We start from the raw sequence: 25,938 nt of genomic DNA on the forward strand, positions 1-25,938 counted from the left end.
GTGAAGCGCAGGCTTCGGCTGCTGCCAGGGTTCAGCCGCACGATTCAGGCGCGGCTGATCATTATTTATGTGCTGCTCATTTTGATTGCGATGCAGCTGATCGGTGTCTATTTTGTAAGTTCAATGAAAAACTCCCTCACCAGCAACTTTACTCAGGATCTGCAGGAGCGTGCCGAGCTATTGTCTGTACTCGCAGCTGACAAATGGTCCGGTAGCGGAGAGACTGGCTCGAACTCGGTCAGCGATCTGAAACTGATGGTAGACAATCTCTATAATATGAGCGGTACCGAGATTCAGGAGATTCAGCTGCTGGATGTGAGTGGACGGATCGTCATTTCTTCGCTGGATTCCGATTCCAATGCGGAAGCCCGACGTAATACACAGACCGTAGTCAGCCGCGCTCTGCAGGGAATCAGTGATAATGAAGAATATATTATCGACGAGACCGGCGAACGTAAACGGGTCGTGGCCGAGCCGATTATGAGCGGCAACCGTACAGTGGGTGCCGTCTATATTGTCGCGTCGATGGCCGATCTGTACGACACGATGAAGCGGATTAACGGAATCTTCCTGTCAGGGCTACTGATCGCACTGGCGCTGACTGCCGTACTCGGTGTGATTCTGGCTCATACCATCACCCAGCCGATCAAGGAAATGACCCGGCGTGCCAAACAGGTGGCTGAGGGTGATTTTGACCATCATATGACGGTATACAGCAATGACGAGATCGGGCAGTTGAGTGAAGCTTTTAACTATATGACCAGCCGCCTGCGGGATGCGCTGGCCCAGAATGAAGAGGAAAAAGACAAGCTGGCTTCTATTCTCAAAAATATGAGCGACGGCGTAGTAGCGACCGATGAACATGGCTGTGTGATTCTGGTGAACCGGGTGGCAGGTGCCATGCTGGATACGAGCGAGCAGGACATTACCGGCAAAACGCTAATTGAACTGCTGCCACTATCCGAACAGGATCGCAGCAAGCTGCAGGCTGGTACGCTGCGTCATGTCATTTTGAAAATGGGACAGGAAGAAGAAGGCAATACTTCGATCATACGTGTCACATTCAGTCCGATTCACCGGCGCAAAGACAATATTGCAGGTGCAATAGCCGTACTGCAGGACGTGACCGATCAGGAGAAGCTGGAGGGCGCACGAAGAGAATTCGTTGCCAATGTCTCGCATGAGCTGCGTACACCACTCACGACGATCAAGAGCTACACCGAAGCACTGGAAGATGGGGCACTGGATGAACGTGCACTCGCGGAACGCTTTATTGGTGTAATTCGCAATGAGACCCAGCGCATGATCCGGCTCGTCAGCGATCTGCTGCATCTCTCCCGTCTGGATTCCAGTGAAGCGATGATGCGCAAGCAGCGTACGGATGTACTGGAGCTGCTGGAGGATACAATTGATCGTTTCTTTGTACAAATGAAACAAAAGGATATTCGTTCATCGATCGATATGCAGCCGGAAGTGGGCAGTGTATGGATCGACCGGGATCAGATGGATCAGGTACTCGATAATCTGGTCTCCAATGCACTCAAATACACGCCTGACGGCGGCAGTATCAAGCTGGGAGCGCGTTGTACAGAGGATGGCATGCTGGCGTTATCTGTAGAGGACACCGGTATCGGTATTCCAAAGCAGGATCTGGGACGGATCTTCGAACGCTTTTATCGGGTAGACAAAGCCCGTTCCCGCAATATGGGCGGTACCGGACTTGGTCTGTCTATTGCCCGGGAAATGGTGCGTGCTCATGACGGTACGATTGAGCTCGATTCCGAGCTTGGACAGGGCACAACTGTGACCGTTATGCTGCCGCTGCATGAGGAAGGAGAGGGTATGAGTTGAGAGAGAACATCAAATCATGTGCACTCATGCTTCTGATTGTGCTCAGTCTGATCCAGAGTTATTTCCTGATCTACCGGATGCCGGGTGCCGACTCGGTCGCCAATTCGGAAGCCGGTTATGTACAGGCAGAAGATATCGGTCCGCGATCAGATGTCGAGAACCTCGTGTTTCCGGATCAAATGATTATTCATAAATCAGGAAATCGGCATACGATTTTCTATCCTTCTTCATCCAATTACAATTCGATCTATACCGATCTCAAAAATAGCAGCTTTGGACAATTCCGTCGTCTGCCGCTGCAGAGTATGGACTGGGATATGATCCGCAGTGAAGCCGGAATCGAATTGACCTTTAACAGTGGAATTCCCGTCAGCCTGCTGGAACGCAGCATGAATCTGAATCCGGATTCCCTGTTCGAAGGAGATGCCGTTAATCGTATCCTTATCTATAACGCTGCCGAAAATAATACGCCGCGTGCTTTCTTTTTCAGTGCCGGTGGTGATGTGGTCTATGAAGCGACTGATATGAAGTGGACCAGCCAGGATGTACTGAAGCATGTATTGATTGGCGAAAATGGTATCAACTATCAATATGCCACAGGTGGGTATTATGTTCCGCAGACCAGTCTGAGTATTCCGACCGTTACGCTCAAGCTGGACAGTCTGACAACCGAGCAGATGCAGCGCAATCTGTTTTTTGATCCGGGTGCGACGCGGAATATCAACGAAGAGAACGGTACAGAAATCTATACGGACAGCAAGCGCAGTCTGCAGGTCGATACGCAGCAGAGATGGATGACCTATACCGATCCAACAGCACCGACAACCGGCACGAACAGTGTAGTCGATAATGTGCTGTCTGCTGTCGAATTCGTCAATCAGCACGGGGGCTGGCCGGGTACGTATATGCTGAATATGAGCAGTACAGACAACAAAAAAGGCTTTACGTTCCGTCAGTACTATCATTCGTATCCGATTATGGATACAGACAAGCTCCGATTTGGTTATATGCGGCTGATGGTCGAATACAATACCGTATCTTCCTATGAGCGTTCCCTGCTGTATCTGACAGCCGATCAACAGCTGGCTGATCAGCCGCTATCGTCCAATTCGCAGATTCAGATTCTGCCTGGAGGCCAGCAGCTGACCCATTTGCTGCAGCAGCAGATTCCAGCCGGTCAGACGATTCGCAATCTGTCTCCTGCCTATCGTCCAACACTGGGCAATGGCGTCGTGGTACTGACACCGGTATGGATGGTAGAGCTGCAGGATGGGACGCATCAGCTTATTCAGTCAAATCACAAACTGTAACCGAAGAGGAGGTCCAAGATGGATTGGGGAAGAGCCAAAAGTGTACTGATCAGCGCCTTTTTACTGCTGAATATCATATTGGGTTACCAGCTCTGGATGGATATACGTGATCAGGCCCAATCCAATCTGGATATCGCTTCCCTCAGTGAAAATGCACAGCGGGCCCTGGAGAACAAGCATGTGCAGGTGACCGCCCAGATTCCGAGGGAAACTCCGATTCTGCCGGAAATGATCTATCGCAGCAATGCGCCGGCAGTGCAGCAGCCGATGAAACTTTCGCGTCCGGTGGACAGCCAGCTTATTTTCAATGAAGACGAGCTGAAAAACCAGCTGAATGGCGAGATTCAGAATATCAACAAGTATCAATATGATCCGTTTATTACCGAAGAAGGCATTTTTGTGATGCATCCGCTTATAAATAACGATTTACCCCTGTTTAATGCGAATCTGGAGCTGTATTATAGTAATCAGAAGATTATTTCCTATACCGCCCCGCAATTGATGGTGGATGGCGAGAATGAAGGACAGCCAAGACAGGAGATTCTGTCGGCTTCCGTAGCATTGGGTACTTTGATTGAAAAAGAACTGCCGGACAACGCGGTAGTTAAAGATATATCGCTGGGTTTCTATGGACAGCCGCTGGACAGCAGCCGGTTCAAAGCCGAACCGGTCTGGAGAATCGTACTGGAGAGCGGCGAAATCTATTATGTACAGGGAATAAACGGGGAAGTCATGAGATCCCCGGCGGCAGAAAATGAGGAGTAGACATAAATGATAGGCATACATGGTATACAATTTACAGTATTATCGAGTGGTTCAACAGGCAATGCGACTGTCGTTCGCAACAAAGACGCGGCAATTCTGATCGATGCCGGCCTCAGTGCCAGACGGATCGATGAGCTGATGCGCGAGCGGGAGATGACCGGGGAGGAACTGAGCGGCATTCTGGTCACTCACGAACACTCTGATCATGTCAAAGGACTGGGCGCAGTCGCGCGCAAATATCAGTTGCCGATCTATGCCAACGAGAAGACCTGGATGGCTATCGAACGGGCAGTCGGCAAAATCACCCCCGAGCAAAAGCAGATTATGCAGACAGGAGACTTTCTGACTTTTGGTTCGCTGCGAATCGAGTCATTCGGCATCTCGCATGATGCGGCTGAACCGGTAGGTTACTTTTTCCGGGATGGCGATCAGAAGCTCAGCGTGGCGACCGATCTCGGCTATGTCAGCGACAAGGTGATGCAGAGTATCTCCGACTCGGACGTGCTCGTGCTGGAAGCCAATCATGATATCGAAATGCTGCGCATGGGACGTTACCCGTGGAACACCAAGCGGCGTATCCTGAGCGATGTAGGTCACTTGTCCAATGATGCAGCCGGAGAAGCGCTCAGTGAGCTGCTTTGCAAAAAAATGAAGCGCACGTATTTGGCACATCTTAGCCGCGACCATAACATGATGGAAATTGCCAAGATGACTGTGAGAGATGCGATGGAGAGCAGAGGCTGCTTTTTCAAAGACAGCGAATTCCAGCTGTGTGATACGTACTATGATCGGCCTACACCGTGGGATATGCTCAGCGAAACCTATATATCGGAGAAAATGTTATAATCCGGCGTTTGAACAGCAGGGAACCGCAGGTAATAGATAAAGCACAGCAGAAGAACGCAGAGGGGCGATGAGCATGGCATTGTTTGATGATGATTTCTATTCCACCAAAGTGCCGCGAAAATCCCGGCGCCAGGCTTCGCTTCCACCTTCTTATCCGGTTCCCCGCTCGTTTCGTGTACAGCCGCGCAGATCGTCCATGCTGAAGATCGTGCTGGTCAGTGCATTGACGAGTGCAGTCACCGTATTCGCCGTACTGGGAGCCCTGATCTGGTATCATAACAGCTACCCTGCTTCGGCATCAGCCAGCAGTCTGCTGCCACTGGAGCAGACCGGAGGCAGTCCGTATGAGCAGCTGACCCGGGTTGCCGAGCAGGTACGTCCTGCGGTAGTCAGCATCGTGAATTACCGAAATGGGGAAAAGGAACTGGATACGCCGCCTGCACTGGATGAATCAGCGCTCGGCTCTGGCGTTATTTTCCGCAAAGAAGACGGCAAAGCCTATATTGTCACCAATAACCATGTGATCTCCGATGCCGACGAAGTGGATGCTGTATTAACAGACGGCACAATGTTGAAAGCTACGGTAGTGGGTGCCGACTTTATTAGCGATATCGCTGTGCTGTCGGTCAGTGCCAAAGATGTGGATACCGTCGCCCAGATCGGTGACTCGGATCAGCTACAGCTGGGCGAGACCGTGCTGGCTATTGGCAATCCGCTCGGGTTTAATGGTACGATGACATCAGGGATTGTGAGTTATGACAACCGGCTCATCCCCGTATCGCTTAACCAGGATGGAAATTACGACTGGGAACAGAACGTGATTCAGACCGATGCAGCGATCAATGAAGGCAACAGCGGCGGCGCACTCGTCGATCTCAGCGGCCAGGTGATCGGGATCAACACGATGAAAATTGCTGATACCGGTGTCGAAGGGCTGGGCTTTGCCATTCCGATCAACGAAGTGATGGATAACGCCGAGCAGCTGATGAAAGATGGCAAAATCAATCGCCCGTATCTCGGTGTCTACAGTATCGATCTGGATAATGAATATGCCTATCCATCGTATGACGAAGAAGAAACGGAGTCCAAAAAGCCGAAACTTCCCGATGATGTCAAAGAGGGTGCAGTGATCGTCGAAGCAAGCGGACCTGCCAAAGCGGCGGGGCTGGCAGCCGATGATGTCATTGTCCAGTTGGATCGCGAGAAAATCGGCTCTACGCTGGAACTGCGCAAATATCTGTATCACCACAAAAAAGCCGGAGATACACTCAAAATTACGTATTACCGCAGTGGAGCCAAGAAGACGGTCAGCGTCACTCTGGAGTCCCAGCCGGATAATCATAAATAACAACTCAGGATACACCGGAAAGGAAGCTTGAAACTATTGATGTATGTCGTATGCAAAGATCATGTGGAAGAGGCACTCGAAGCCTTCGTCGATGAATTCGAAGATGCTCCGGATGTCGTAGATCTGAAAGAAACCGAATTCTCGGACTGGGACCCGCCCGCCAAATGTATTTATTGCGATCAGCACGGTGAGTTTCTGGTCGTCTGATTTGCCGGATCGTTCCGGATGATACACAGCCCGTCTTTGCCTGCTCCAAGAATGGAGACAGAAGAGACGGGTCAAGCTGATACAGAGAGATAACGAATGCCTTACACTACTATATAACAGCCAGACATTCCATTAGCGCGTACTGATCATGACGGAACAAAGGGGAAAGGACCGGATATCGCGGTCCTTGTTTCTTGTTGCCCTCAGAGCCGTAGGCTTTTTTTCATTTACGACTTTGCTGTAAACCAATTTTAACTGCTTTGAGACGATTGCTGCAGAATACTTGGATATAATGGGACATGTCGGTTTATGCGCGTCAGTATGCAGAATCAGAATGCCCAGGGAAAGGAAAGGAATAATGATAGACATCAGGTATGGAATGCTCACAATGAACAAAAAGGAACCGCAGCAACAGAGGGAAAGGTACTCCGGACATACCGGGTTCAATATACATAGAGGGCGGTGGGTATATGCCTAAGCCGCTCCAGCAACACCGTTATATGCCAGGGCTGGATGGCCTCCGGGCATTCGCCGTACTGGCTGTTATTATTTATCATCTCAATACCGATTGGGCACCCGGCGGACTGCTGGGTGTTGGAATCTTCTTTGTGTTATCGGGTTATCTGATCACGGATATTCTGGCTGGGCAGTGGGAACGCCATCACCGCTTTGCCATGAAGGACTTCTGGATTCGCCGCGCACGCAGACTGCTGCCGGCCATGTTCGTCATGATCGCCGTAGTGGCGGTCTGGTGTCTGATCGGCGACCACTCCAGACTTAGCGCGCTGGCTGGAGATATTCCGGCAGCCCTGCTGTATGTGAGCAACTGGTGGTTTATTTTCCATAAAGTATCGTACTTTGAGAGCTTCGGACCGGCTTCACCACTCGGTCATCTCTGGTCACTCGCTGTAGAGGAGCAGTTCTATCTGTTATGGCCGTTCCTGCTGCTGCTTGGACTGAAATTCCTGCCCAAGCGCGGTAATCTGGCAGGCTGGATTGTCAGCCTGTCCATTATCTCGGCACTGCTCATGGCCGTCATCTATGTGCCGGGTGAAGATCCCAGCCGTGTATATTATGGGACGGATACGCGCATATTCGCCCTGCTGATCGGGGCGGCGCTGGCGATTGTCTGGCCGAGCATGAAGCTTAAAAGCAGCGTATCTGCTCCTGCACGGAATGTACTCGATGGAATAGGTACCATCTCTCTGCTGGTGCTGATCTGGCTCGTCTGGCATACGAATGAATATCAGCCGTTCCTGTATCGCGGAGGCATGCTGCTCATCGCTATCCTGACCGCGATTCTAATCGCTGTACTAGCTCATCCGGCGAGCCGCCTGGCAGTTATCGTCGGCAGCAAGCCGCTGCGCTGGCTGGGCAAGCGCTCCTACGGTCTGTACCTGTGGCATTTTCCCGTTATTACGCTCAGTACGCCGCAGGTCAGCACGGAGGAGCCTTCGATTCTGCGGGCCATTATCCAGGTGGCAGTCAGTCTGGCACTGGCCGAGCTTAGCTGGAGATATGTCGAAGAGCCGATTCGAAAAAACGGCTTCCGTCAGGTGCTGAACCGCACGTATGCACAGCGCAACCAATGGCGCAATTCTCGCGCCTTGATCTACGGCGGCGGTGCTGCCATGCTGTTCGTCGTATCGGCACTCGTGCTGGGACATGTCGTCTCCAGCTCGGCACCCAAAGTCGATCCGCAGCAGCCACAGTCTGTGTTCATCGTCGGCAAGCCTGCTTCTACCGAAGACAAGTCCGACTCGAAAACGGACAAGATGCCCAAGGAAGTAGCAGAGACTGTGAAGCCCAAAGATAAGACTACTCCTCAGGACAGCACAGCTGGACAGGATGCCGGGAACAAACAAAATGCCGACTCATCGGATAACAAGTCTAACGAGAGTAACGATGAATCAACGAGCAAGCCATCTTCCGGCAGAACGACAGGATCGAGTAGCCTGAATTCGGGCAGTACCAAGGAATCGACTTCCGGTAAGCCTAGCAAGCTGGCGTCGGCTTCCCAGCAGAATTCTTCCGATCCTGCATCTGCGGTGAACAAGAAAGTGCTGGATAAAATCGTCTCTGGCGACGGAGTAACTGCGATTGGGGATTCGGTTATGCTGGACGTGGCCCGTCATTTGAGCGAAGTCATGCCGGGTATTACGATCGACGGCCGGGTAGGCCGCCAGATGACCGAAGCCCCGGCAGAAATCCAGCAGCTGCGCCGCAGTGGTCACCTGGGCTCCAAGGTTATTATCGAGCTTGGTACTAATGGTTCCTTTACCCGGGAACAGCTGGAAGGTCTGCTGGATGAACTGGGCGATGCGAAGAAGATTATTCTGGTGAACACCCGCGTACCGCGTCCATGGGAGACGCTCGTGAATGATACGATCAACGCAGTAGCTGCGGAAGATTCGCGCATTACTGTTGTAGACTGGTATTCGGCGAGTAAGGGACAAGACAGCTTCTTCGCGACCGACGGTGTGCATGTGAATCCGTCAGGTGCCAAAGTATTCGCGACGCTGGTTGCCAACGCGATTGCCGGTAAGTAAATCGGGATTGAACGCCGGTAGTCGAATCATATTAGCGAAACAGATTTTGGTGTATATAACTAGATTTAGAGGATATATTTTACAATTCATACGTAAGTCCTATACAGCTCATTTAACAAATGTTCGATATAATAAAAGGAAGAAAATCGTGTATCACAAGTGCTCCCTCCGGGCCGACTGCCATTCAGTCAGCGTGGAGGGAGTTTTTAATTGCACAGGGATTATGTTAGTAATAAGGTTTGTTTTTTTCATCCATTGCACGTACTTGTTCTTCCAATAGACGTATTCTTCGATTTTGACGATACAAGATTGGAGAGGTTACTATAATAAAAAAAATGATAACTCCTATAATCATATGAAGCCTCCTTATGTAAATAGATCTTAAAATAGTCTACATAGAATAAAGTATCTATTCAAAATAAAATGCAGAAAATAAAGTATGACATGATTTTTGAAATGATGAAAGAGGATATTAGCAGACTCTATCATGATATCTGGTATGATAATAATATGTGAGTTCCAGCGACGGAAGACAAAGAAGTAGTATTCAGGAGGAAATTATTTATGTTCATACAGATTATTGGAGTAGGTAAGCTTAAGGAGAAATACCTCGTACAGGGAATCGCCGAGTACGCCAAGCGGCTGACGCCATACATCAAGTTCCAGGTAATTGAAGTTAGTGACGAGAAAGCACCAGATACACTCAGCGATGCCGAAGTAAGGATTGTGAAAGACAAAGAAGGCGAGCGAATTCTAGCGCAGATCAAGCCGGATGCGCATGTGATTACACTGACGTTGGACGGCAAGCTGTGGAGCTCCGAAGATCTGGCGGCCGAGATTGATAAGCTGGGTACGTATGGCAGCAGTCATGTAGTTTTTGTGATTGGCGGTAGTCACGGGATCGGGGATGAGGTGCTGAAGCGGGCGCAGCAGAAGCTATGTTTTGGTCGGATGACGCTGCCGCATCAGTTGATGCGATTGGTACTGGTAGAGCAGATTTACCGGGCGGTGAAGATTAACCGGGGTGAACCATACCATAAGTAGGGTGAAATTTTGGATTTGAATATTATAGTATAAGAATTCTTTATAATAAAGAGAAGATTTATAACAAAGAAACTGATCGAACAAATGATTTGAAACTTTATCTCTGTTTTCACGTATCATGTATCACGTATAATGTATAAACGAAGAAATATTCTGTACTTAAGTTAGGGTTAGCGCCAATTGGTTCGAATCCAATCGGGTTCGTAAGCTTTGTTGTCTCCCTAGCCATCCTTTCACTAATACGATATTGGTTGGATAATTCAATTCTTCGTAATAAGATTGTCCAAGAGGAGGGAACGCCCATGAAACTCATACTTCAAGAAAAGATTAAAAGGCTTATTAATGCTACTGTGGAATCTGGGTGGACTTTAGCTGCGAACTTAGTTGCATCAGGTGCTACGCTAACCTAAGTACAGAATTCAAAAAGTGGCTCTCTAAGCTAAAAGAATAGCTTCTTTTTGAATAAGAATCTGAGGCATATTTTGAACTATATATTATGCTATTAACTTAACTATAGGGGGCTCCTAATGAGACTTTTAATGGCACGTATACAAAACTATAGAAGCATAGTTGATACAGGCTGGTTTTCTGTTGAAGAAAATAAGTTAATTTTAGTAGGACCGAATGAAGCAGGTAAGACTGCTGTTTTGCAGGCCCTTCAACAATTGAGTCCCCCTGAAGGGGTAAAAAAACTGGATGAACTTAGAGACTATCCAAGATCAAAATATAATGATATTAGCACTAATAAAGTAAATTCAAGTAACGTTACAGTAGTTGAGGGGAAGTTTAAAATCGAAGAAACTGACAATATTGAAATTCCATCAGGTTTTGAAAATTGTCTTTATGTGTTTGAAAAAAGAATGAACAACAAGGCATATCATCACTTAGAAAATGGTCCTTCCAAAATAACTTACAAAGAGATTTCAAAAGATTTTAAACGGTTAGCAATTTACGTAGATAAACGAACGGAAGTTAGTCCAGATGAAAATGAAACGAGTTTTGCATATAAACTTTCTGAAATCACTTCAAGTTGGGTCGACTCAACTATAATTACAGAAAGTAAAGCACAATTGTTAGACACATGGCTAGATGTTGTCTTTGAGCATATTGACGAATCTAATGTTACAGAGGAGGAAAGATTCGATAAACTTAAAAGTAAGATTAATTTATATGAAATTGAAAAACAGTTATTAAGAGAATTTTCAAGTCATATGCCTACTTTTGTATATTTCAATAATTATGCTAGAGTAAAACCGCTTATTCATTTGGAACAATTAGCTAGCAGAATTGAAAGTAATATTTTAGATGATGTTTATTATGATTATGGTAATGTATGTTTACTTAAGTTGCTTGGGTTTGATGCAAGAGAACTGTCTAATCTGGGTAAAGCTACAGCAACTGGAGTTACGCAGGAAGAATGGCAAAGATATCGAGATCAGCTTGATAAAAGACAGTATCAACTCAATGCCGCAAGCGTCAGACTGACGCGAGAAATAAATAAAGTGTGGGCACCTGATGAAAACCGTGCTGAAGCTTCTAAACTTAGAATTGTAGCTGACGGTCAGTACTTAAAGGTTGTTGTAGAAGATGAAATGGGTGTAGAGATTGAATTAGACCAAAGGTCGGAAGGTTACCAATGGCTTGTATCTTTTTTCGTTATCTTTTTTGCCGAAGCTGAAGAGAAGTATAAAAACGCAATTTTATTACTTGATGAGCCTGGCTTGAATTTGCATGCCCTGAAACAAGCAGAGTTTAGAAAAACAATATCTAGATTAGGAGAGTCGAATCAAACTATCTATACTACACATTCTCCATTTATGGTAGGAGCTAACGAATTAGATATTGTACGCGTAGTCGAAATGATAAGTAGAGAAGCAGGCACCAAGGTTAATACTACAGTGACAGCATCAGACTCTAATGCTATTTTGCCTTTACAAGAAGCATTAGGTTACGATTTGGCTCAAAGCTTATTTACCCAACAAAGAAATCTTGTTTTTGAAGGACTGACTGATTACTGGTATATTGAAGCAGTCTCTGAGATGTTGCGTAGTGAAGAGATGGCCAATTTAAATGAGAAAATTGCACTTATTCCTGCTGGTACAGCTAGCAAAGTTGTTTTTTATGCGACAATTCTTAAATCTCATAACCTCAAAGTAGCTGCTCTATTTGACTCTGATCCCGAAGGAGAGCAAGCTGCAAAACAAGATAACTTACTGGTTTTATTAAAGCAAACTAATATTTTACAAGTAAAGGATTTTTATCAAGGTAATGCTAAAAAAGTAGAAGTTGAAGACTTATTAAGAGATACCTTAGTATCTATCGCTAAAAGTGAACTTGAATGGGATGTAGAAGATATAGCTGCTTCTCAGGTTTCTAGACCTATAGCAGATATTTTTTCTTCTCAGATTAGGGAATTTTCTAAATATAAGTTAGCTAAAGCATTTCTTCGATGGGCTCGTAGTAATAGTGCAAATTCACTGACTCAAAAAGAACAAGAACAGTGGAAGCTATTTATAGAAAAAGTGAATAAAGCACTGAAGTGAGTTTGAAGCCGCTAAAAGTAATTAGCGGCTTCTTTGATCTTTTATATATTGATATAAATTTTATGGTCAAACTGTACTTTGCGTTTAAGTACATTACGGTGAGCCGTATCATAAGTAGAGCGAACTGGTGAGGATTACCGTACAGATAGAGACCGCAAAAAATGCTAGAACTATGATTCTGACAACAAACAGCCCTTCCAGCTAGAGATATCACAAGATGGCATCAAGACCAGCAGCAGTTGAAGTGAAACGCACACATAAACGAATTTTCAATTTCCGCGAGCATGAAGCTTGCGGATTTTTCTTTATTAAATGACGGAATTTGTTGAATCAGGCAAAAACTTTAACAGAAAAGGCAAAGACTACAGTATGTACTCCCCTATACTTAGAGTAAATATCCTACCGATAGGAGAGGAGCTTTTTGAGAATATGACAAGTAAAATGATTCGGGCACTCGTTTTCATTCTCGCATTTTCGATTGCCGGATACGCAATGGTTCAGTATGGCGTTCTTCAAGCGAGTGATGCTGGACTGGTCTCTTTCAAATTGCAAAAGCCGGATTTTGAACTCCAACCATGGGTGTATGTGTTATACATCCATATTTTTACCGCGATATTTGCCCTGATCATAGGACCTTTTCAACTATTTATAAAGCCAACACACGCCAGAAGACGTTGGCATCGCCTATTAGGTTATGGATATGTTTTTTCGATTGTAGTTAGTGGGATCGTGAGTGTGTATTTATCCCTTTTTGCGACAGGAGGCTGGATTTCCGGGCTTGGGTTTATGTTGCTGGGTGTATTGTGGATTGCGACTACGCTTACTGCAACGAGAAAAATTATGGCTAAAGACGTCCAGGCTCATAAAGTATGGATGCTTCGCAGTTATGCGCTTACTTTTGCAGCTGTCACGCTTCGAATCTGGTTAGCGCCGCTGGCTTTTGTGCTTGGCGATTTCGAGGCGGCGTTTCGGGTTGTCGCTTGGTTGTGCTGGATTCCTAATCTGCTCGTTATGGAAGCCGTGATTTCCAGAATGAGATTGCGTCAGCTATAGCCCCAACATATGGCCAGACATACCTTTTTCATATGACAGGACTCCTCTTCCCTCATGTTATACTCATGAGAACAAAAAGGCAGAAGGAGCAAGTGATATGATACCCTTTCGACATGACCATGTAGGTAGTTTTTTACGTCCTGACAACTTGAGTCAGGCGCGCGAACAATATAAAGCAGGCAGCATCACCCATGAACAATTAAGAGCTGTAGAAGATCAAGAGATTATCCGCATTATTGAAAAGCAAAAGGAAAACGGCGTACTCGCTGTTACGGACGGAGAGCTGCGCAGAAGCTGGTGGCATTTTGATTTCTTGGGCGGTCTGGATGGCGTAGAGCTGTATGAGCAAATCGACGGACCACAATTCCACAATATGCAAACGCGCAAAGGCGGAATTCGCGTTATAGGCAAAGTGGATTTCTCGACTCATCCTTTCCTGGAGGATTTCAATTTCGTTAAGCAGCATGCAGGTGACGCAGTAGCAAAACAAACAATTCCGAGTCCGAACATGCTGCTCTATCGCTTGGAGAACGGTGCAAATGTCTATACGGATCGCGAAGCATTCCTGCAAGATACGATCGCAGCGTATCAAAAAGCGGTTCAGGCTTTCTATGACGCCGGATGTCGCTACCTACAACTGGATGATACCGCCTGGGCAGACCTATTCTCGGAAGCGGGTCACGACAAGCTGCGTGCCAAAGGGTTGGAGCCTGCGGAAGAGTTGAAAACGATGCAGCGCATGATTAACGAATCGCTGGCTCATAAACCAGCGGATTTGGTAGTGACGATGCATATCTGCCGTGGTAACTACAAATCGAATTATTTCTCGACGGGTGGCTATGATTACGCTTCTGAGGTGATCTTCGGCGGCTTGGATGTAGATGGATTGTTTTTGGAGTTTGACGATGAACGCTCAGGCAGTTTTGATTCATTAAAACACGTGAATCGCAAAGATCTGAAAATCGTGCTCGGTCTGCTCACATCCAAAACCGGCGAGTTAGAAGATAAAGAATACATCAAAGCCCGGATTGCCGAAGCGGCTACGTATGTGCCGTTGGAACAACTTTGTTTGAGCCCGCAATGCGGATTCTCGTCTACAGAAGAGGGCAATATTTTAACAGAAGACGAGCAATGGCGTAAGCTTCGTTACGTGAAGGAAATTGCAGACGAGGTATGGGCATAATCCATTTATTCAGATAAAAAAGGGGTTATAACATGACAATTCAAGCAGACCATCAGGCCTCGAATATCGTTACCGTTGAAGCGTTGATCAATGGCCAGAATGTAACGTCCCTTTCCCAATCCACCAAAGAGAATCCGGCGAACCCGACCGAGATCGTTGGCTATTTCCCTGTGACGACGAAAGAACAAGCTATCGAAGCGATTGAAGCCGCCGCAGAAGCTTTTAAAACATGGAAGAAAACCGATATCGAGCAGCGCGTTGCGAGCATGCGCAAAGCGATCGAAAAGATCAGAGCAGCCGAGAACGAAATCGTACATTTGCTTTCCAGAGAGCATGGCAAGCCGCTGTATGATGCACACGGTGAAATTTATGTTGCGTTGATGTGGATGGAGTTTGCTTGTAATGAAGCGGCAGCGGCTCTCAAGGAAGAAATTCAGGAGCATGATTACGGCAAGACGATTCTGTCGTATGACCCGATTGGTGTAGTGGCGGCAATCAGTCCATGGAACTATCCGATTGCGTTATCTACGATCAAGATTGCTCCTGCCTTGCTGGCGGGCAACACGATTGTGCTGAAGCCAAGTCCGTATGCGCCGCTGGCGGCGGCGAAAGTGGCTGAGATTATCGCGAGCGAGTTTCCTGCAGGTGTCATCAACGTAGTTCATGGAGCTGCGGATGTAGGCGTGGAGCTGACGACGAATCCGCATGTGACGAAAATCGCTTTTACCGGCGGAACCGAAACAGCCAAGCATATTATTAAAGCAGCTTCGGACACGATCAAGGATATGACGCTTGAGCTCGGCGGCAATGACGCGGCGATCTTCCTGGAGAGCTTTAACGTGAACGACGAGCGCGCGATGCGCCGGATCGTCGTTTCCAATTTCCTGACGACAGGTCAAATTTGCATGATCGCCAAGCGCGTGTATGTACACCATTCGATCTACGATGCGTTCGTGGAAAAATATATCGAGGCGGCCAATCGCTGGATTCGCATCGGTGATCCGTTCGATCACAATACGACAGTAGGTCCGGTCAATAACCTGAAGCAAAAAGAGTACGTGCAGAGTTTGGTCGAAGACGCGAAGCAGCGCGGCGCGAAGGTCATTCCACTCGGCACAATTTTGGATCAGAAGCTGTTCGACCAAGGGTACTATCTGCAGCCTACGCTTGTGTTGGGATGCAATGTGCATGACCCGATCGTCGTGGAGGAACAATTCGGCCCTACGGTTCCGGTTCTGCCGTTCGACGATGAAGAGCAGGTGATCCATCTTCATAATGAAAGCATCTACGGATTGACGAGTTCGGTGTGGGGGAAAGAAGAGGATGCGATTCTCCTGGCACGTCAGCTCGAAGCCGGAACGACGATGATTAATACCGCTGCCGTACAGGGGCTGGATGTTCGGTTCCCTTTCGGAGGCTTCAAGCAGTCCGGGATCGGCCGTGAATACGGCGTAGGAGGCATCCGCACGTATACGGAACAGCATGTGATCAATGTGCCGAAGATGCTGGATCTTCCTTATATTCCCGAATAAAGAGTAGATGTTGTTCCAGAATCCTGCAGTTTGCTGCGGTTTCAGACGCTAATTAAAAGCCCTACCTGCCAATCCCCAAGGATCGGCGGATAGGGCTTTTTGCTGTAAGAAGCCAAATTCAGGTTTAAGCGGTTGATATACTAGACACCGTGCTCGAACTTCAAGGCAGGCCGGATGTCCGAATGAAGGATTACCGGAACAAGGGAACCTTTTTCGCGAAAATTATAAAAACCTCAAAAGACTACTGACATCACGCTGTCAGTAGCGATTCGTTATGATTAAACATGCGAACGGATAACTCATCGATACAAACAGGTTATAAAGCGGTGACGCCAAACAGCCGAACTTATCCTCGAATCGCAGAAAGGATGATTATTTATGAATTTCGCGTCAGTACGCATCATCACGGACGATGTAGATCGTCTGGTCGAGTTTTACGAAAAGGTTACGGGGATCGTGGCGGAGCGGCCGGCGCCTGTATTTGCTGAAATCGTCATGGGGTCGGGCACGCTTGCCATCGGCCACTCTCAGACTGCGCAGCTATTCGGGGTCGATTCCGTGGTAGCCGCATCGAACCGCACAATGATCATCGAGCTTCGCGTGAAGAACCTTGAAGCGGAGCATGAGCGTCTAAAGCAGTGGGTCGATCAATGGGTACAAGAGCCGACCCTGATGCCGTGGGGGAATCGTTCGATGCTGTTCCGTGATCCCGACGGCAATCTGGTTAATCTGTTCGAACCGGTGAGCGAGGCCGCGATCGAACGGTTCAGAGATCGGTAGACGAATCGCCCACAACTATAATCCCTTAAATAGAATGGCCCCACACTCTGCAGCAAACGCTGATGCAGCGGATGCCGAATGTAATCCCGGTGCTGAGATCCACGATGCCCGGGGTTTCCTTTTTGCTTGTTCACAGTATGCGAAAAGACGAATCGTTAAATCTCCAACTCCGCCTTTTCCTCCAACCGTCTTTCCCCGAGGAGCTTTTCCGCAACATGCACATTGAAGAAATGAATGATCGGCCCCAAACCGAACATGGACACCAGTGTCCCGAGCCCGATTATGCCTCCAAAAATAAAACAAATCAACGCACAGAACGCGTCAGTAAACATTCGGTGCCAGAAATAGCTGACTCGCGGAAAGCGATCCCTCATCAGCAAGGAGAGACAGTCGTAAGGGGCGATACCGACATTGGAAGTCTGATACAAGGATACGCCGAAGCTGCATACCACGACGCCGATGGCTACCGTAATCACGCGCTGCCACAGCAGTTGGGGCTCGCCCAGTACGTCTAACCAAATATTATAAAAGAAGGTAACGAAGTAACCTAGAAATACGGCATTTACGATGGTCCCCATTCCGATAAATCGGCGTCCCGCCATAAGCTGTACCACAAACAAGGACAGGTTCAACAAGATCAGAAAGCGGGCATACGCGATCCCGCTCGTATCCGCAAGTGCCATCACCATACCGCTGAAGGGGTCGTTCCCCAAACCAGACAATTTGAAAATACTAATTCCCATACCCAAAAAAATATTGCCGACCAGCATAATAATTAATCGCTTTGGATCTGTTAATGCAGTGATGAATCCTCTCATATGAACCGTCCTATCGTCAGATTATCATTCCGCTCATCAAGAATAACGATGCCATTATAGCACAGTCTCTGTAGTCGGGCTGTACCGTCTTTTACTTCATGAATTGCTTTGGAATAGCGACAACGACATGCTTCGTATTCGATAAAGCCAGGGAATTCATCACTTAGGATTACTCCGACTAACGCCTATACAGTTACTAGTAGTTGTAACGATTTTTTCGCTGAAGAGAATCTAACAGGTAGATCCACCCGATCAATCCACATAAAACAAACCCAAATGCATGCAGCGCTCCATAAATAGGGATGAAATCAAGGATCGTTAAGTCAAACTTCCTTTTTAGCAATGGATAGAACATGGAGACGACCGCAATGGTGTAGAAAGCCAGGCATGACAGAACTAAAAAGACGGCTGCCTTTTTGTATAATGGATTTCGCTTCAAGTACGTAAGGAGATACGTAGTGTAAATCGCAATATTACAAGCAAACAACGTAACCCCAATGTACTCGATAGGCTTGGAGAAGATCATACCGATCGCGATCAAGATCGGGCCGATAATATCTATGGCAACGACCCAGGGATACCAGCTTTTCTTCGTCATGATCCGTCCCAGCATGCCAATAAAAATCGGAACAATCGCAGAGGAAAAATGAAAGTGAACCGAACTTAATGCATGCGTATCCGGATTCGCCTGGAAGAGAGTCCATTGATACTGATATAAGGTAAACCAAATGCCCCCGATAAAAAAATAAACCAGTCCTGCGCCAATCGCAATTTCCGCAATTTTCCCCTTATGTATCACTATATTGGCTATCCCATACAGGCAAAGCAGCAAGGTGAGCAATAGCCAACCTAGCGAGAGCGCGCCCGGTATAGCTGTGCCTTCGAATCCCCAATTGTTAGTGCTCATCATGGAGACCAGAACAAGAAGTGCTGCCGGGAATTGAAAAAGTTTCATCGCAGTATATATTGTCCGTTGAATGGGACTCTTTTCGTCATATTTCAATAACAAAATGACCAAAGGTACAATAATAAAAGCTGCAAATAACAGGAATTTCTCAACAAGTTCAAATTGGAAATAATCAAGAGAGAGTATGATAATGATCATGATTCCACCTAGGAGTATGAATAGGAGTAGTGTCTTTATCATGGATGGCTGGAAACTGCGCATAGCGGCTCCTTTCTGGTTATGAAGCATACTATATAACAGATAGGCGGATGCTCTTTGAATAGTTTAACACAGTTACCCATCGATAGACCTTTCATGTAGAAGTTTACTACAGCAAGGGCAAAGCCATCATCAATCAGAGCATTGCATCACACTCTCGTAAGACATATGAATTAGAGAAGAAATTTATGAAAAAGAATGGCCCTATGATAATAGCCAAGTTTTATTCAAAGAGGTCAATACATATTAGGAAGTGGTTTTGGTTTTATATACGGAGGTATAATTTATGATCGGATCTTGTTTTGTGTTTAGATACGTTGTAGTGAATGGTATCACAAATAAGGCAAAATTATTTTTTGTAGTTAAGCAGTCTCATATAAATCAAATATATAAAGCAGTAGATATTTGATTTTATTAATTTTTGTTTACATTGGTGTGCATTTACGATATTATTATACTAAGTGATCTGGCCCATGTTCCTTACGAGGACTGGGCTATTTTTAATGGAGTTGAATAATTGATGAAACCGTTTAAGACATACCGTCAACAGATATCTATACTCCGTAGTAGAGGTCTTCAAATACAAAATGGTTCCAAGGCAATGAGAGTATTAGAGCGAGAAAATTATTATAGTCTAATTAATGGCTATAAAGATTTATTTTTAATTTTAGATGTTAGAGGAAAACCAGTTTCACCTGAACAATATAAAAATGGAACGACTTTTGAAGAAATTCATAGTTTATTTTGTTTTGACCGTGAATTAAGAAACATTTTATTGGAGGCTTTATTGAAGTTCGAAGCAAGTATTAAAACTAAGATTTCTTATCGTTTTACAGCCAAGCATAAAGAAGCAAATGCATATATCGAAATGACAAATTATTCACGTGATCCTGTGAAATTAAAAACTGTGCTTGGGGTGATTGCTACCTTATCAAATGAATTATCTAGAAAGTCTACTAAGACTGGACCTATAAAACATTATCTAGATAATCACGATGGAGTACCTTTTTGGGTGCTTGTAGGTTATCTAACTTTAGGCAATATACAATATTTTTATGACAGTATTGATGACTCACTTAGAAATACTATAGCGCAAGATTTTGCAAAATCGTATAATCGAGATTATGCAGCAACCATACATTTTACAGCTGATGAGCTTCAAAATGTGTTGAAAGCAGCAACCTATTTCAGGAATGTTTGCGCCCATGAAGAGCGTCTATACAGCTTTAAAATGAATAAGCCACCAAGAAGCTCAATGAGTGCAGGACAGTTAGGAATATCAGTTACTTTGCTGAACCATGGTAATTTATTTATGATGATCGCACTTTTAAAGTTAGTTAGTGCAAAAAAAGATTTTAATTTATTACTCAATAAAGTTAGCAAACTATTTGATTTGTATGAAGCAAGTTTCAATTCCTTAAGTTTTAAAGATGTTCAAAATAAAATGGGCTTTCCGGATGATTGGAAAAGTGTTCTTTAAAGTTATAAAATATCTATACTCTAATAGTGAACTGCTTATTTTTCCTGTAGTTTGAGGAGACGTAAGTAGTTTATTTATTGTTTAAATATAATTCTTCTTTATTTTGAAACTTCTTTCATAACCTTATAAAAGTAAGATAAAAGTAAGCCATATTATAAATAGATTGAGTAGAAAGGATGAATCAGGGGGAAAAATATTAAATTTGGAGCAAGTAAGGATTAGATAAGGCATTTGTCAAAAGATTCAGAGATGATTACGATTTTGAGGATGATGATCCATCAGAGGTTGCTAGTATCATCAGTACTAATGTTACTTTTACGGTACCTGTATCCAAAAGTTCTTGCCAAATCTTAAGAAGTTAGATAACACTAAATTTCTTTGATCGGTTCTACGTCAGGCCTCGAACATACGATTTTACATGAATTTCATTTTTAGCTTCGAAGTTTAAATTGTATGATATTAGAAACTCTGTAAGAGAATATGTAAAGAAGTATAGGATAATTGTAGCTTTTATCCATCTGGGTAAGATTGCAACCCTAATCCCACTGGAAGATAGACTCCTCTCCAAAATAAAATTTTGTGACTAAATTTGTCATTAATATTTCTAAAACTTTAAATATATAAGTGGGTCGTGGAGAGCGAAAATACGATAATAGTAAAGCTCTATTCCAAAAAGCCACAATATAAGAGAGAGCTGTGGTTTTTTGGAATAGAGCTTTACTTAATAATTGCATACAGTGCAGTCAACGAACGATAGCTTAAATAATATTGTAAATTTAGGTTAAAGGAAGCGATCATTCAAATATATTTAATAAGCAATCTAATTGAATTAGATGTTGTAGAGGATACTAAAAAAGTTACATTAAACCATTTCTGGGATAATTCCTTCATTGTCTAAATTTTCGAATTCTTGCATAAGTTTGAGTTCATATCTGAATTTTTTTCTTTGTTCTGTACCCTCAATAAAAGTATAACAAAATCTAGTGGAATCCTTCATTCTATCTTCTTCTAATAATTCTTCAAAACGCCTTTGAATATCATTCGAGTATGCCGGAATTTTATTACCTGTACTCTCATCTAAAAAAACAAGTATTCCTTCTTTTTGAGGTAGAGATGGAGGAGAAGAAATATTAAACCACTCTGTAAAATTTAAATTTGAAAGGCTACGCAATAAATTTGCTCTATACACTTGGTAAGTTAACTCGTTATCTACACAAAATTGTTTGTTATTCATGTACAAGTCTCCTTTTATAAACTAATTAGCATTTCTATATAAATATTACCTTTATATTTTTGTTTTTAAAAGTAATATTATTACTTATTTTTCTTTAAAAGTAAAAAGAGTAATAATATAATCTACTTTCTAATAAATTTAATTTAGAAAGAGCTATCAATTTAGATACAATGGTCCTCTCTGGAAAGATTAGTATGTCGAATGTGAAACTTTGGAGGTAGGTGTTTAAGTTTACCATGAGCTATTTAGAGAAGCCGCTCTATAATTGCGAATGATTTTTATATGTAAGTGTATTTATTTTAACTGAATCTTAACTTAATATATATTGCAAGAATCTTATCAGAAGGGGAGAAGGACAATTAAATAGTAAATATCAAAAGAAAATATGGGTCAATATATCTATGAAACATTTGATTTTTTTGGTATTATCAGGAAGTACATACTAATATCTAGTCCAAGAGGAGCAAAATATGAGTATACATTTAGAAGCTTTATGTGAAGATTACTGCAAAAATAATATTGTTCCTTTTGTAGGTGCAGGTTTGTCGATGCCTTTTGGTATACCTGACTGGGGAGATTTGATTAGAGAAATAACTTCTAAATATGCTATAGATGACTTGGAGTTTGTGAAGCTTGCTGTAGAAAAAGATTTAAACAGATATGATTATTGGCATGCAATTAGTGTTTTGAAACAATATACAGATGTTCAAGAAGAAGATATCCAAGAATATATAACAACAACTATAAAACAAAGAAGTAAAAAAAATATAGACGATTCTATTCATAATTATTCAGATTTGAAAAATATGAATTTCAAACTTTTTTTATCTACAAATTATGAGAGTATATTGCATAAACACTTGGATTGCGAATTAGACCCTATTTTATTGAAGGATATAGATTTTAACACTCAGACCTTGTTCAATGATAAAAGAGTTTGTCAATTACACGGAACTATATCTAATTCGGGAAGTATCGTCATCAGTGAAGAAAGTTATAGAGAGCTTTATAATAACAAAAAATATGAAAATATTTTAAGATTAATTACCGGAACAAAAAAAATACTCTTTCTAGGTTTTTCCTTTGATGATCAATTTATTAGAACACTCATAAAAGAACATAAAGATTTTTTTAAAGGGAAGCACTATATAATTTTACCCGATCCTAGCATAGAGAAAATTAAAGAGCTCAGAGAAGAATATGGATTACTTACTATTTCGTATAGTGCAAAAAGTACTTCTCATGCAGAAGGTATCAGAGAAGTTTTAAATAAAATGCAAAATTTCTATATGAATGTCTCAGAGCAAGGTGTGAAGATGCCCGTTTCTAATATTATAGTTGGTGCAGGTATAGATGATCTTCAAAAAGATGTAGAAAGTAATCTTTTCTATAGAAAATTAAAAATTGAGCAGATTAACGAGTCTTTAATTGAACTTAGTTCTGCATTTTATGTAGCTTCAGAGGAATATATTCGTGAATTAAAAAAATCAGGTATTCCATTAAATATAATAAACGTGATACTCAGGAAAGTTTTTATTAATTATAAAGAAAGATATGCAGATACTTACACAAAGTATGGTAATAGTGAAGAATTTTTGGAAATTGTTCATTCTAGCTTAAAGCAATTAGACTACGGTAGGTTGAGACAATTGCTGAAAGAAAATTTAGCAGACGAAGACGAGATTAGAGGAATAATTCATCTTTTGGCTGAAGATGAAAATAAAGATATATGGTGGGGTGGTAATAGATGCTAAGCAATAAAGAAGAATATTCATCTGTTCCTAAGTCTATCGAATTATTATTTGAAAATGAAAAGTTAGAATTGATGAAAGTTCTTTGCTTAATTTATTCTATCTCCCTGGAAAGTAAAAGATATATACCTATATCAGAAATTTTATTTTATTATTCTCTTACAAATTTTAATCTTATTTCAATATTTGAAGAGACAAATGAGGCGACTTCTCCCAACCTTTTTTTTCGTTTTCAATCAAGAATTGGTAATATTGTAATTCAAATGGAGAATTTAAACTTCATTAAACTGAAAGCGAGCTTAGCCACTAAAAATGAAAACATAAAAATAAAAGTATCTAAAACTGGGCAAAGTTTTTACGAAGAACATAATTCAGCTTTTTTTCAAGAGTTGCAACAAAAATATATATCAACTTTTGCAAAGGTAAGCTATAATGCTTCAACTTTAAAAAAATTAAAGGAGGGTAAAGGATGACTCGAATAATTATAAAAAAATTAATTATGCAAGGTACTTCTTTTCGAAGAACAATTGAATTTAATGAAGGGCTCACAATCATTAGTGGAGAAAAAACTTCTGGAAAATCATTAATATTGAGTCTTATTGATTATTGCTTTGGAAAAGGTGAGAAAATTGATTTAAGTGTTCAAAAAGAACTAAGTAATTTTTGTGATCAAATTTACTTGGAAATATTAATTAATGAGGATGTCATTACTCTCAATAGAGATTTGAAAAAGAACTTTGATAAAATAAAGATATATTTTTGTCCATTCATAAAAGTAGACGAGTTTACTCCTAAAATTGTGAATCTTAAAGAAGTTATGAGCATGCTTATGCAAAAAATGGGCATTAATGAGTATAAGTTGATTAGACATAAACAGCATAGTACTGAAAAGGAGATAGAATTAATCTCTTTTAGAGATGTATTTAGATATGTGTACATACATCAACATGAATTGGGAACTGATAATTTTCTTGGAAATAAGAGTACATTCAAAGCTAATAAAAATCCCCATACCTTCAAGATGATATTTAACTTAATAGAAGTCGACAAAGATACTTTGAATGAAAAAATAGTAGAGATTGAAAATGCAATTTCAAGTGCAAGAAAAGAGATTATAGGGTTGCAGTCTTATTTAAAGGATCGAGATGCAGAAGATCCTATTAAGCTACAGTTAAAAGTTGATAAGGTGGCACAGGAAATAGAAGATAGAAAAAGAGAAAAAGCAGAAATTGTTCAAAATAGTAATGTTAACGAAAATAAAGAAAATCAATTATATATTAAGTTGAAAAGAGACCTAAAAAGTATTGCAGATGAGGTTTTTAATCTGAGAAGCGAAGAGAAGTTATTGAATTTATCTATTTCTTCGAAATCGTTGTTATTAGAAGAATATGAAGCAGAACTTATAGAAGTAAAAGAAACATTAGAGTTAAATTACAAATTAGTAATTGCTAATCAAACTCTTGAGTGTCCTTTGTGTAATTCTCAGATAAATCACCACCACACTGATATATTCTCTGATAATAATGAAACAGAAGTGATTTTGCAAAAGATTAAAAAAGAAATTGAGAGTAAGAGATCTTTAGTTTCAGGCTTAATAGAAACTGACATAAAGAAAATAAAACGGATAAATCAGGAAATAATAAATTTTAATCAAAAAAGGGAGATATTTGACGAAGCAATTAAAGTTTTTAGCAAAAAAACAGAAGTTCCGTTCCTTTCTCAGCTAGAAACATTAAATAGTATTATTAACCAATTAACAAAGAAGCAAGAAATTCTTAGAGAAAGCTTAAGAATTTACCGCAAAATTGAAGAAAAAGAGAATTTTATTATTGAACAAGGCGTTGAAGTAGAAAGATTAAAAGCGAAACTTTCTGCTCTACAAATAAAAGGTGAAGAAAAAGAGAATACTTTTAATTTTCTTAATCAAGAATATAAAGCATTTATGAAAAGATTAAAATATGAACTTTTTGAAGATTCCTATATTCATAAAGAAAAGTTTATCCCTTATTATAATGGAGCAAGTGTTTATTCGCATGAAAGTGGAGGATTGCTAGAAAGTATGCAACTATCTTATTTAGGAGCTATTCTTAAAAGTAAAGAAGTTGGTTATGCTAAGGGTCACCCAGGATTATTAATGGTGGACTCAATTAGCAAGTATGTAGGGACTTTAAAAAATCAAGATCCAGAAGTTAGCAGCTCTGAAGAAATATCAAAAGCTCAAGTTAGAGATCCGGAGGTTTACGAAGAATTTTATAAAATTCTAGTCGAGTTGGGCGAATATCATCAAATAATTTTAGTTGAAAATACTCCTCCACCTCAATTTGATAAGATTTATACAAAATACACATTTTATAACGGGAAGGACGGTTTAATTAATGAGGAAATGAACGAATTAAAAGAAGTGGATTAACTTTTAAAAAATTCAGTTATAAAATAGGAATTAGAAAGAGAACAATTGATTTAATGAATCTATTATTTA

Annotated in this window: 20 protein-coding genes; 17 read left to right on the forward strand and 3 right to left on the reverse strand. The window is 42.4% G+C overall.

Translation table 11 applies throughout. The features are described 5' to 3' along the window. The 13 genes from walK to WH46_RS14615 all read left to right on the forward strand — a co-directional run bounded on the left by walK (position 1) and on the right by WH46_RS14615 (position 17,011). Positions 1-1,851 (forward strand): cell wall metabolism sensor histidine kinase WalK, encoded by a 1,851-nt coding sequence (gene walK / locus WH46_RS14560; RefSeq protein WP_017815420.1) that lies wholly within the window; start codon positions 1-3, stop codon positions 1,849-1,851. Continuing rightward, positions 1,848-3,161 (forward strand): YycH family regulatory protein, encoded by a 1,314-nt coding sequence (locus WH46_RS14565; RefSeq protein ID WP_046227296.1) that lies wholly within the window; start codon positions 1,848-1,850, stop codon positions 3,159-3,161. Before walK ends, WH46_RS14565 begins: the two co-directional genes overlap by 4 nt. Before the next feature lie 18 nt (positions 3,162-3,179). After that, a complete protein-coding gene (yycI, locus tag WH46_RS14570; protein WP_017815418.1) occupies positions 3,180-3,926 on the forward strand; it encodes a two-component system regulatory protein YycI in 747 nt (248 codons plus the stop codon). Positions 3,927-3,932: 6 nt separating this feature from the next. Continuing rightward, complete coding sequence (locus WH46_RS14575; RefSeq protein WP_017815417.1) at positions 3,933-4,772, forward strand: MBL fold metallo-hydrolase; 840 nt, start codon at positions 3,933-3,935, stop codon at positions 4,770-4,772. 73 nt (positions 4,773-4,845) lie between these two features. Next, positions 4,846-6,120, forward strand: a complete 1,275-nt coding sequence (locus tag WH46_RS14580) for a S1C family serine protease (protein WP_046227297.1) — start codon at positions 4,846-4,848, stop codon at positions 6,118-6,120. Positions 6,121-6,159: 39 nt separating this feature from the next. After that, entirely contained in the window at positions 6,160-6,327 is a 168-nt protein-coding gene (locus tag WH46_RS23685; protein WP_017815415.1) for a CxxH/CxxC protein, read from the forward strand. 470 nt (positions 6,328-6,797) lie between these two features. Then, positions 6,798-8,876 (forward strand): acyltransferase family protein, encoded by a 2,079-nt coding sequence (locus tag WH46_RS14585; RefSeq protein WP_046227298.1) that lies wholly within the window; start codon positions 6,798-6,800, stop codon positions 8,874-8,876. Between the two features lie 564 nt (positions 8,877-9,440). Next, positions 9,441-9,920, forward strand: coding sequence for a 23S rRNA (pseudouridine(1915)-N(3))-methyltransferase RlmH (rlmH, locus tag WH46_RS14590; RefSeq protein WP_046212405.1), 480 nt, complete (start codon positions 9,441-9,443; stop codon positions 9,918-9,920). 527 nt (positions 9,921-10,447) lie between these two features. Beyond that, positions 10,448-12,463 carry an AAA family ATPase gene (locus tag WH46_RS14595; protein ID WP_046227299.1) on the forward strand — a complete coding sequence of 672 codons (2,016 nt, stop codon included), beginning with the start codon at positions 10,448-10,450 and terminating at the stop codon, positions 12,461-12,463. A 429-nt stretch (positions 12,464-12,892) separates the two neighbouring features. Next, positions 12,893-13,516, forward strand: coding sequence for a DUF2306 domain-containing protein (locus tag WH46_RS14600; RefSeq protein WP_231584360.1), 624 nt, complete (start codon positions 12,893-12,895; stop codon positions 13,514-13,516). Positions 13,517-13,613: 97 nt separating this feature from the next. Beyond that, complete coding sequence (locus WH46_RS14605; RefSeq protein ID WP_046227300.1) at positions 13,614-14,699, forward strand: 5-methyltetrahydropteroyltriglutamate--homocysteine S-methyltransferase; 1,086 nt, start codon at positions 13,614-13,616, stop codon at positions 14,697-14,699. A 32-nt stretch (positions 14,700-14,731) separates the two neighbouring features. Beyond that, a complete protein-coding gene (locus tag WH46_RS14610; RefSeq protein WP_046227301.1) occupies positions 14,732-16,231 on the forward strand; it encodes an aldehyde dehydrogenase family protein in 1,500 nt (499 codons plus the stop codon). Positions 16,232-16,609: 378 nt separating this feature from the next. Further along, positions 16,610-17,011 (forward strand): VOC family protein, encoded by a 402-nt coding sequence (locus WH46_RS14615; protein WP_046227302.1) that lies wholly within the window; start codon positions 16,610-16,612, stop codon positions 17,009-17,011. A 155-nt stretch (positions 17,012-17,166) separates the two neighbouring features. On the opposite strand, the gene WH46_RS14620 is transcribed toward WH46_RS14615, so the two are convergent. Further along, complete coding sequence (locus tag WH46_RS14620) at positions 17,167-17,829, reverse strand: YczE/YyaS/YitT family protein (protein WP_046227303.1); 663 nt, start codon at positions 17,827-17,829, stop codon at positions 17,167-17,169. Between the two features lie 196 nt (positions 17,830-18,025). Further along, positions 18,026-18,997: a YndJ family transporter gene (locus tag WH46_RS14625; RefSeq protein WP_046227304.1), complete on the reverse strand. Its 972-nt coding sequence runs from the start codon at positions 18,995-18,997 to the stop codon at positions 18,026-18,028. 517 nt (positions 18,998-19,514) lie between these two features. Here WH46_RS14625 and WH46_RS14630 point away from each other — a divergent pair. Next, positions 19,515-20,474, forward strand: coding sequence for an Abi family protein (locus WH46_RS14630; protein WP_046227305.1), 960 nt, complete (start codon positions 19,515-19,517; stop codon positions 20,472-20,474). An 862-nt stretch (positions 20,475-21,336) separates the two neighbouring features. On the opposite strand, the gene WH46_RS14635 is transcribed toward WH46_RS14630, so the two are convergent. Next, positions 21,337-21,708: a hypothetical protein gene (locus tag WH46_RS14635; RefSeq protein WP_046227306.1), complete on the reverse strand. Its 372-nt coding sequence runs from the start codon at positions 21,706-21,708 to the stop codon at positions 21,337-21,339. Positions 21,709-22,178: 470 nt separating this feature from the next. On the opposite strand from WH46_RS14635, the gene WH46_RS14640 reads away from it, so the two are divergent. From WH46_RS14640 to WH46_RS14650, 3 genes are read left to right on the forward strand one after another with little or no spacing between them, the layout of a single operon-like run. Beyond that, positions 22,179-23,462 (forward strand): ABC-three component system protein, encoded by a 1,284-nt coding sequence (locus WH46_RS14640; protein WP_046227307.1) that lies wholly within the window; start codon positions 22,179-22,181, stop codon positions 23,460-23,462. After that, complete coding sequence (locus WH46_RS14645) at positions 23,456-23,932, forward strand: hypothetical protein (protein ID WP_046227308.1); 477 nt, start codon at positions 23,456-23,458, stop codon at positions 23,930-23,932. Before WH46_RS14640 ends, WH46_RS14645 begins: the two co-directional genes overlap by 7 nt. After that, the gene (locus WH46_RS14650) at positions 23,929-25,869 is read left to right on the forward strand and encodes a hypothetical protein (protein WP_046227309.1); all 1,941 of its coding nucleotides are present in this window, start codon (positions 23,929-23,931) and stop codon (positions 25,867-25,869) included. Before WH46_RS14645 ends, WH46_RS14650 begins: the two co-directional genes overlap by 4 nt. Positions 25,870-25,938: the final 69 nt, after the last annotated feature.

This window comes from Paenibacillus dauci, from assembly GCF_000971985.1.
Taxonomy (GTDB): domain Bacteria; phylum Bacillota; class Bacilli; order Paenibacillales; family Paenibacillaceae; genus Saccharibacillus; species Saccharibacillus dauci.

Bases quoted from the DNA above. Each gene is read 5' to 3' on its own strand.
- yycI (WP_017815418.1), top strand. From the start codon at position 3,180: ATGGATTGGGGAAGAGCCAAAAGTGTACTGATCAGCGCCTTTTTACTG.
- WH46_RS14575 (WP_017815417.1), top strand. From the start codon at position 3,933: ATGATAGGCATACATGGTATACAATTTACAGTATTATCGAGTGGTTCA.
- WH46_RS14580 (WP_046227297.1), top strand. From the start codon at position 4,846: ATGGCATTGTTTGATGATGATTTCTATTCCACCAAAGTGCCGCGAAAA.
- WH46_RS23685 (WP_017815415.1), top strand. From the start codon at position 6,160: ATGTATGTCGTATGCAAAGATCATGTGGAAGAGGCACTCGAAGCCTTC.
- WH46_RS14585 (WP_046227298.1), top strand. From the start codon at position 6,798: ATGCCTAAGCCGCTCCAGCAACACCGTTATATGCCAGGGCTGGATGGC.
- rlmH (WP_046212405.1), top strand. From the start codon at position 9,441: ATGTTCATACAGATTATTGGAGTAGGTAAGCTTAAGGAGAAATACCTC.
- WH46_RS14595 (WP_046227299.1), top strand. From the start codon at position 10,448: ATGAGACTTTTAATGGCACGTATACAAAACTATAGAAGCATAGTTGAT.
- WH46_RS14600 (WP_231584360.1), top strand. From the start codon at position 12,893: ATGACAAGTAAAATGATTCGGGCACTCGTTTTCATTCTCGCATTTTCG.
- WH46_RS14605 (WP_046227300.1), top strand. From the start codon at position 13,614: ATGATACCCTTTCGACATGACCATGTAGGTAGTTTTTTACGTCCTGAC.
- WH46_RS14610 (WP_046227301.1), top strand. From the start codon at position 14,732: ATGACAATTCAAGCAGACCATCAGGCCTCGAATATCGTTACCGTTGAA.
- WH46_RS14615 (WP_046227302.1), top strand. From the start codon at position 16,610: ATGAATTTCGCGTCAGTACGCATCATCACGGACGATGTAGATCGTCTG.
- WH46_RS14620 (WP_046227303.1), bottom strand. From the start codon at position 17,829: ATGAGAGGATTCATCACTGCATTAACAGATCCAAAGCGATTAATTATT.
- WH46_RS14625 (WP_046227304.1), bottom strand. From the start codon at position 18,997: ATGCGCAGTTTCCAGCCATCCATGATAAAGACACTACTCCTATTCATA.
- WH46_RS14630 (WP_046227305.1), top strand. From the start codon at position 19,515: ATGAAACCGTTTAAGACATACCGTCAACAGATATCTATACTCCGTAGT.
- WH46_RS14635 (WP_046227306.1), bottom strand. From the start codon at position 21,708: ATGAATAACAAACAATTTTGTGTAGATAACGAGTTAACTTACCAAGTG.
- WH46_RS14640 (WP_046227307.1), top strand. From the start codon at position 22,179: ATGAGTATACATTTAGAAGCTTTATGTGAAGATTACTGCAAAAATAAT.
- WH46_RS14645 (WP_046227308.1), top strand. From the start codon at position 23,456: ATGCTAAGCAATAAAGAAGAATATTCATCTGTTCCTAAGTCTATCGAA.
- WH46_RS14650 (WP_046227309.1), top strand. From the start codon at position 23,929: ATGACTCGAATAATTATAAAAAAATTAATTATGCAAGGTACTTCTTTT.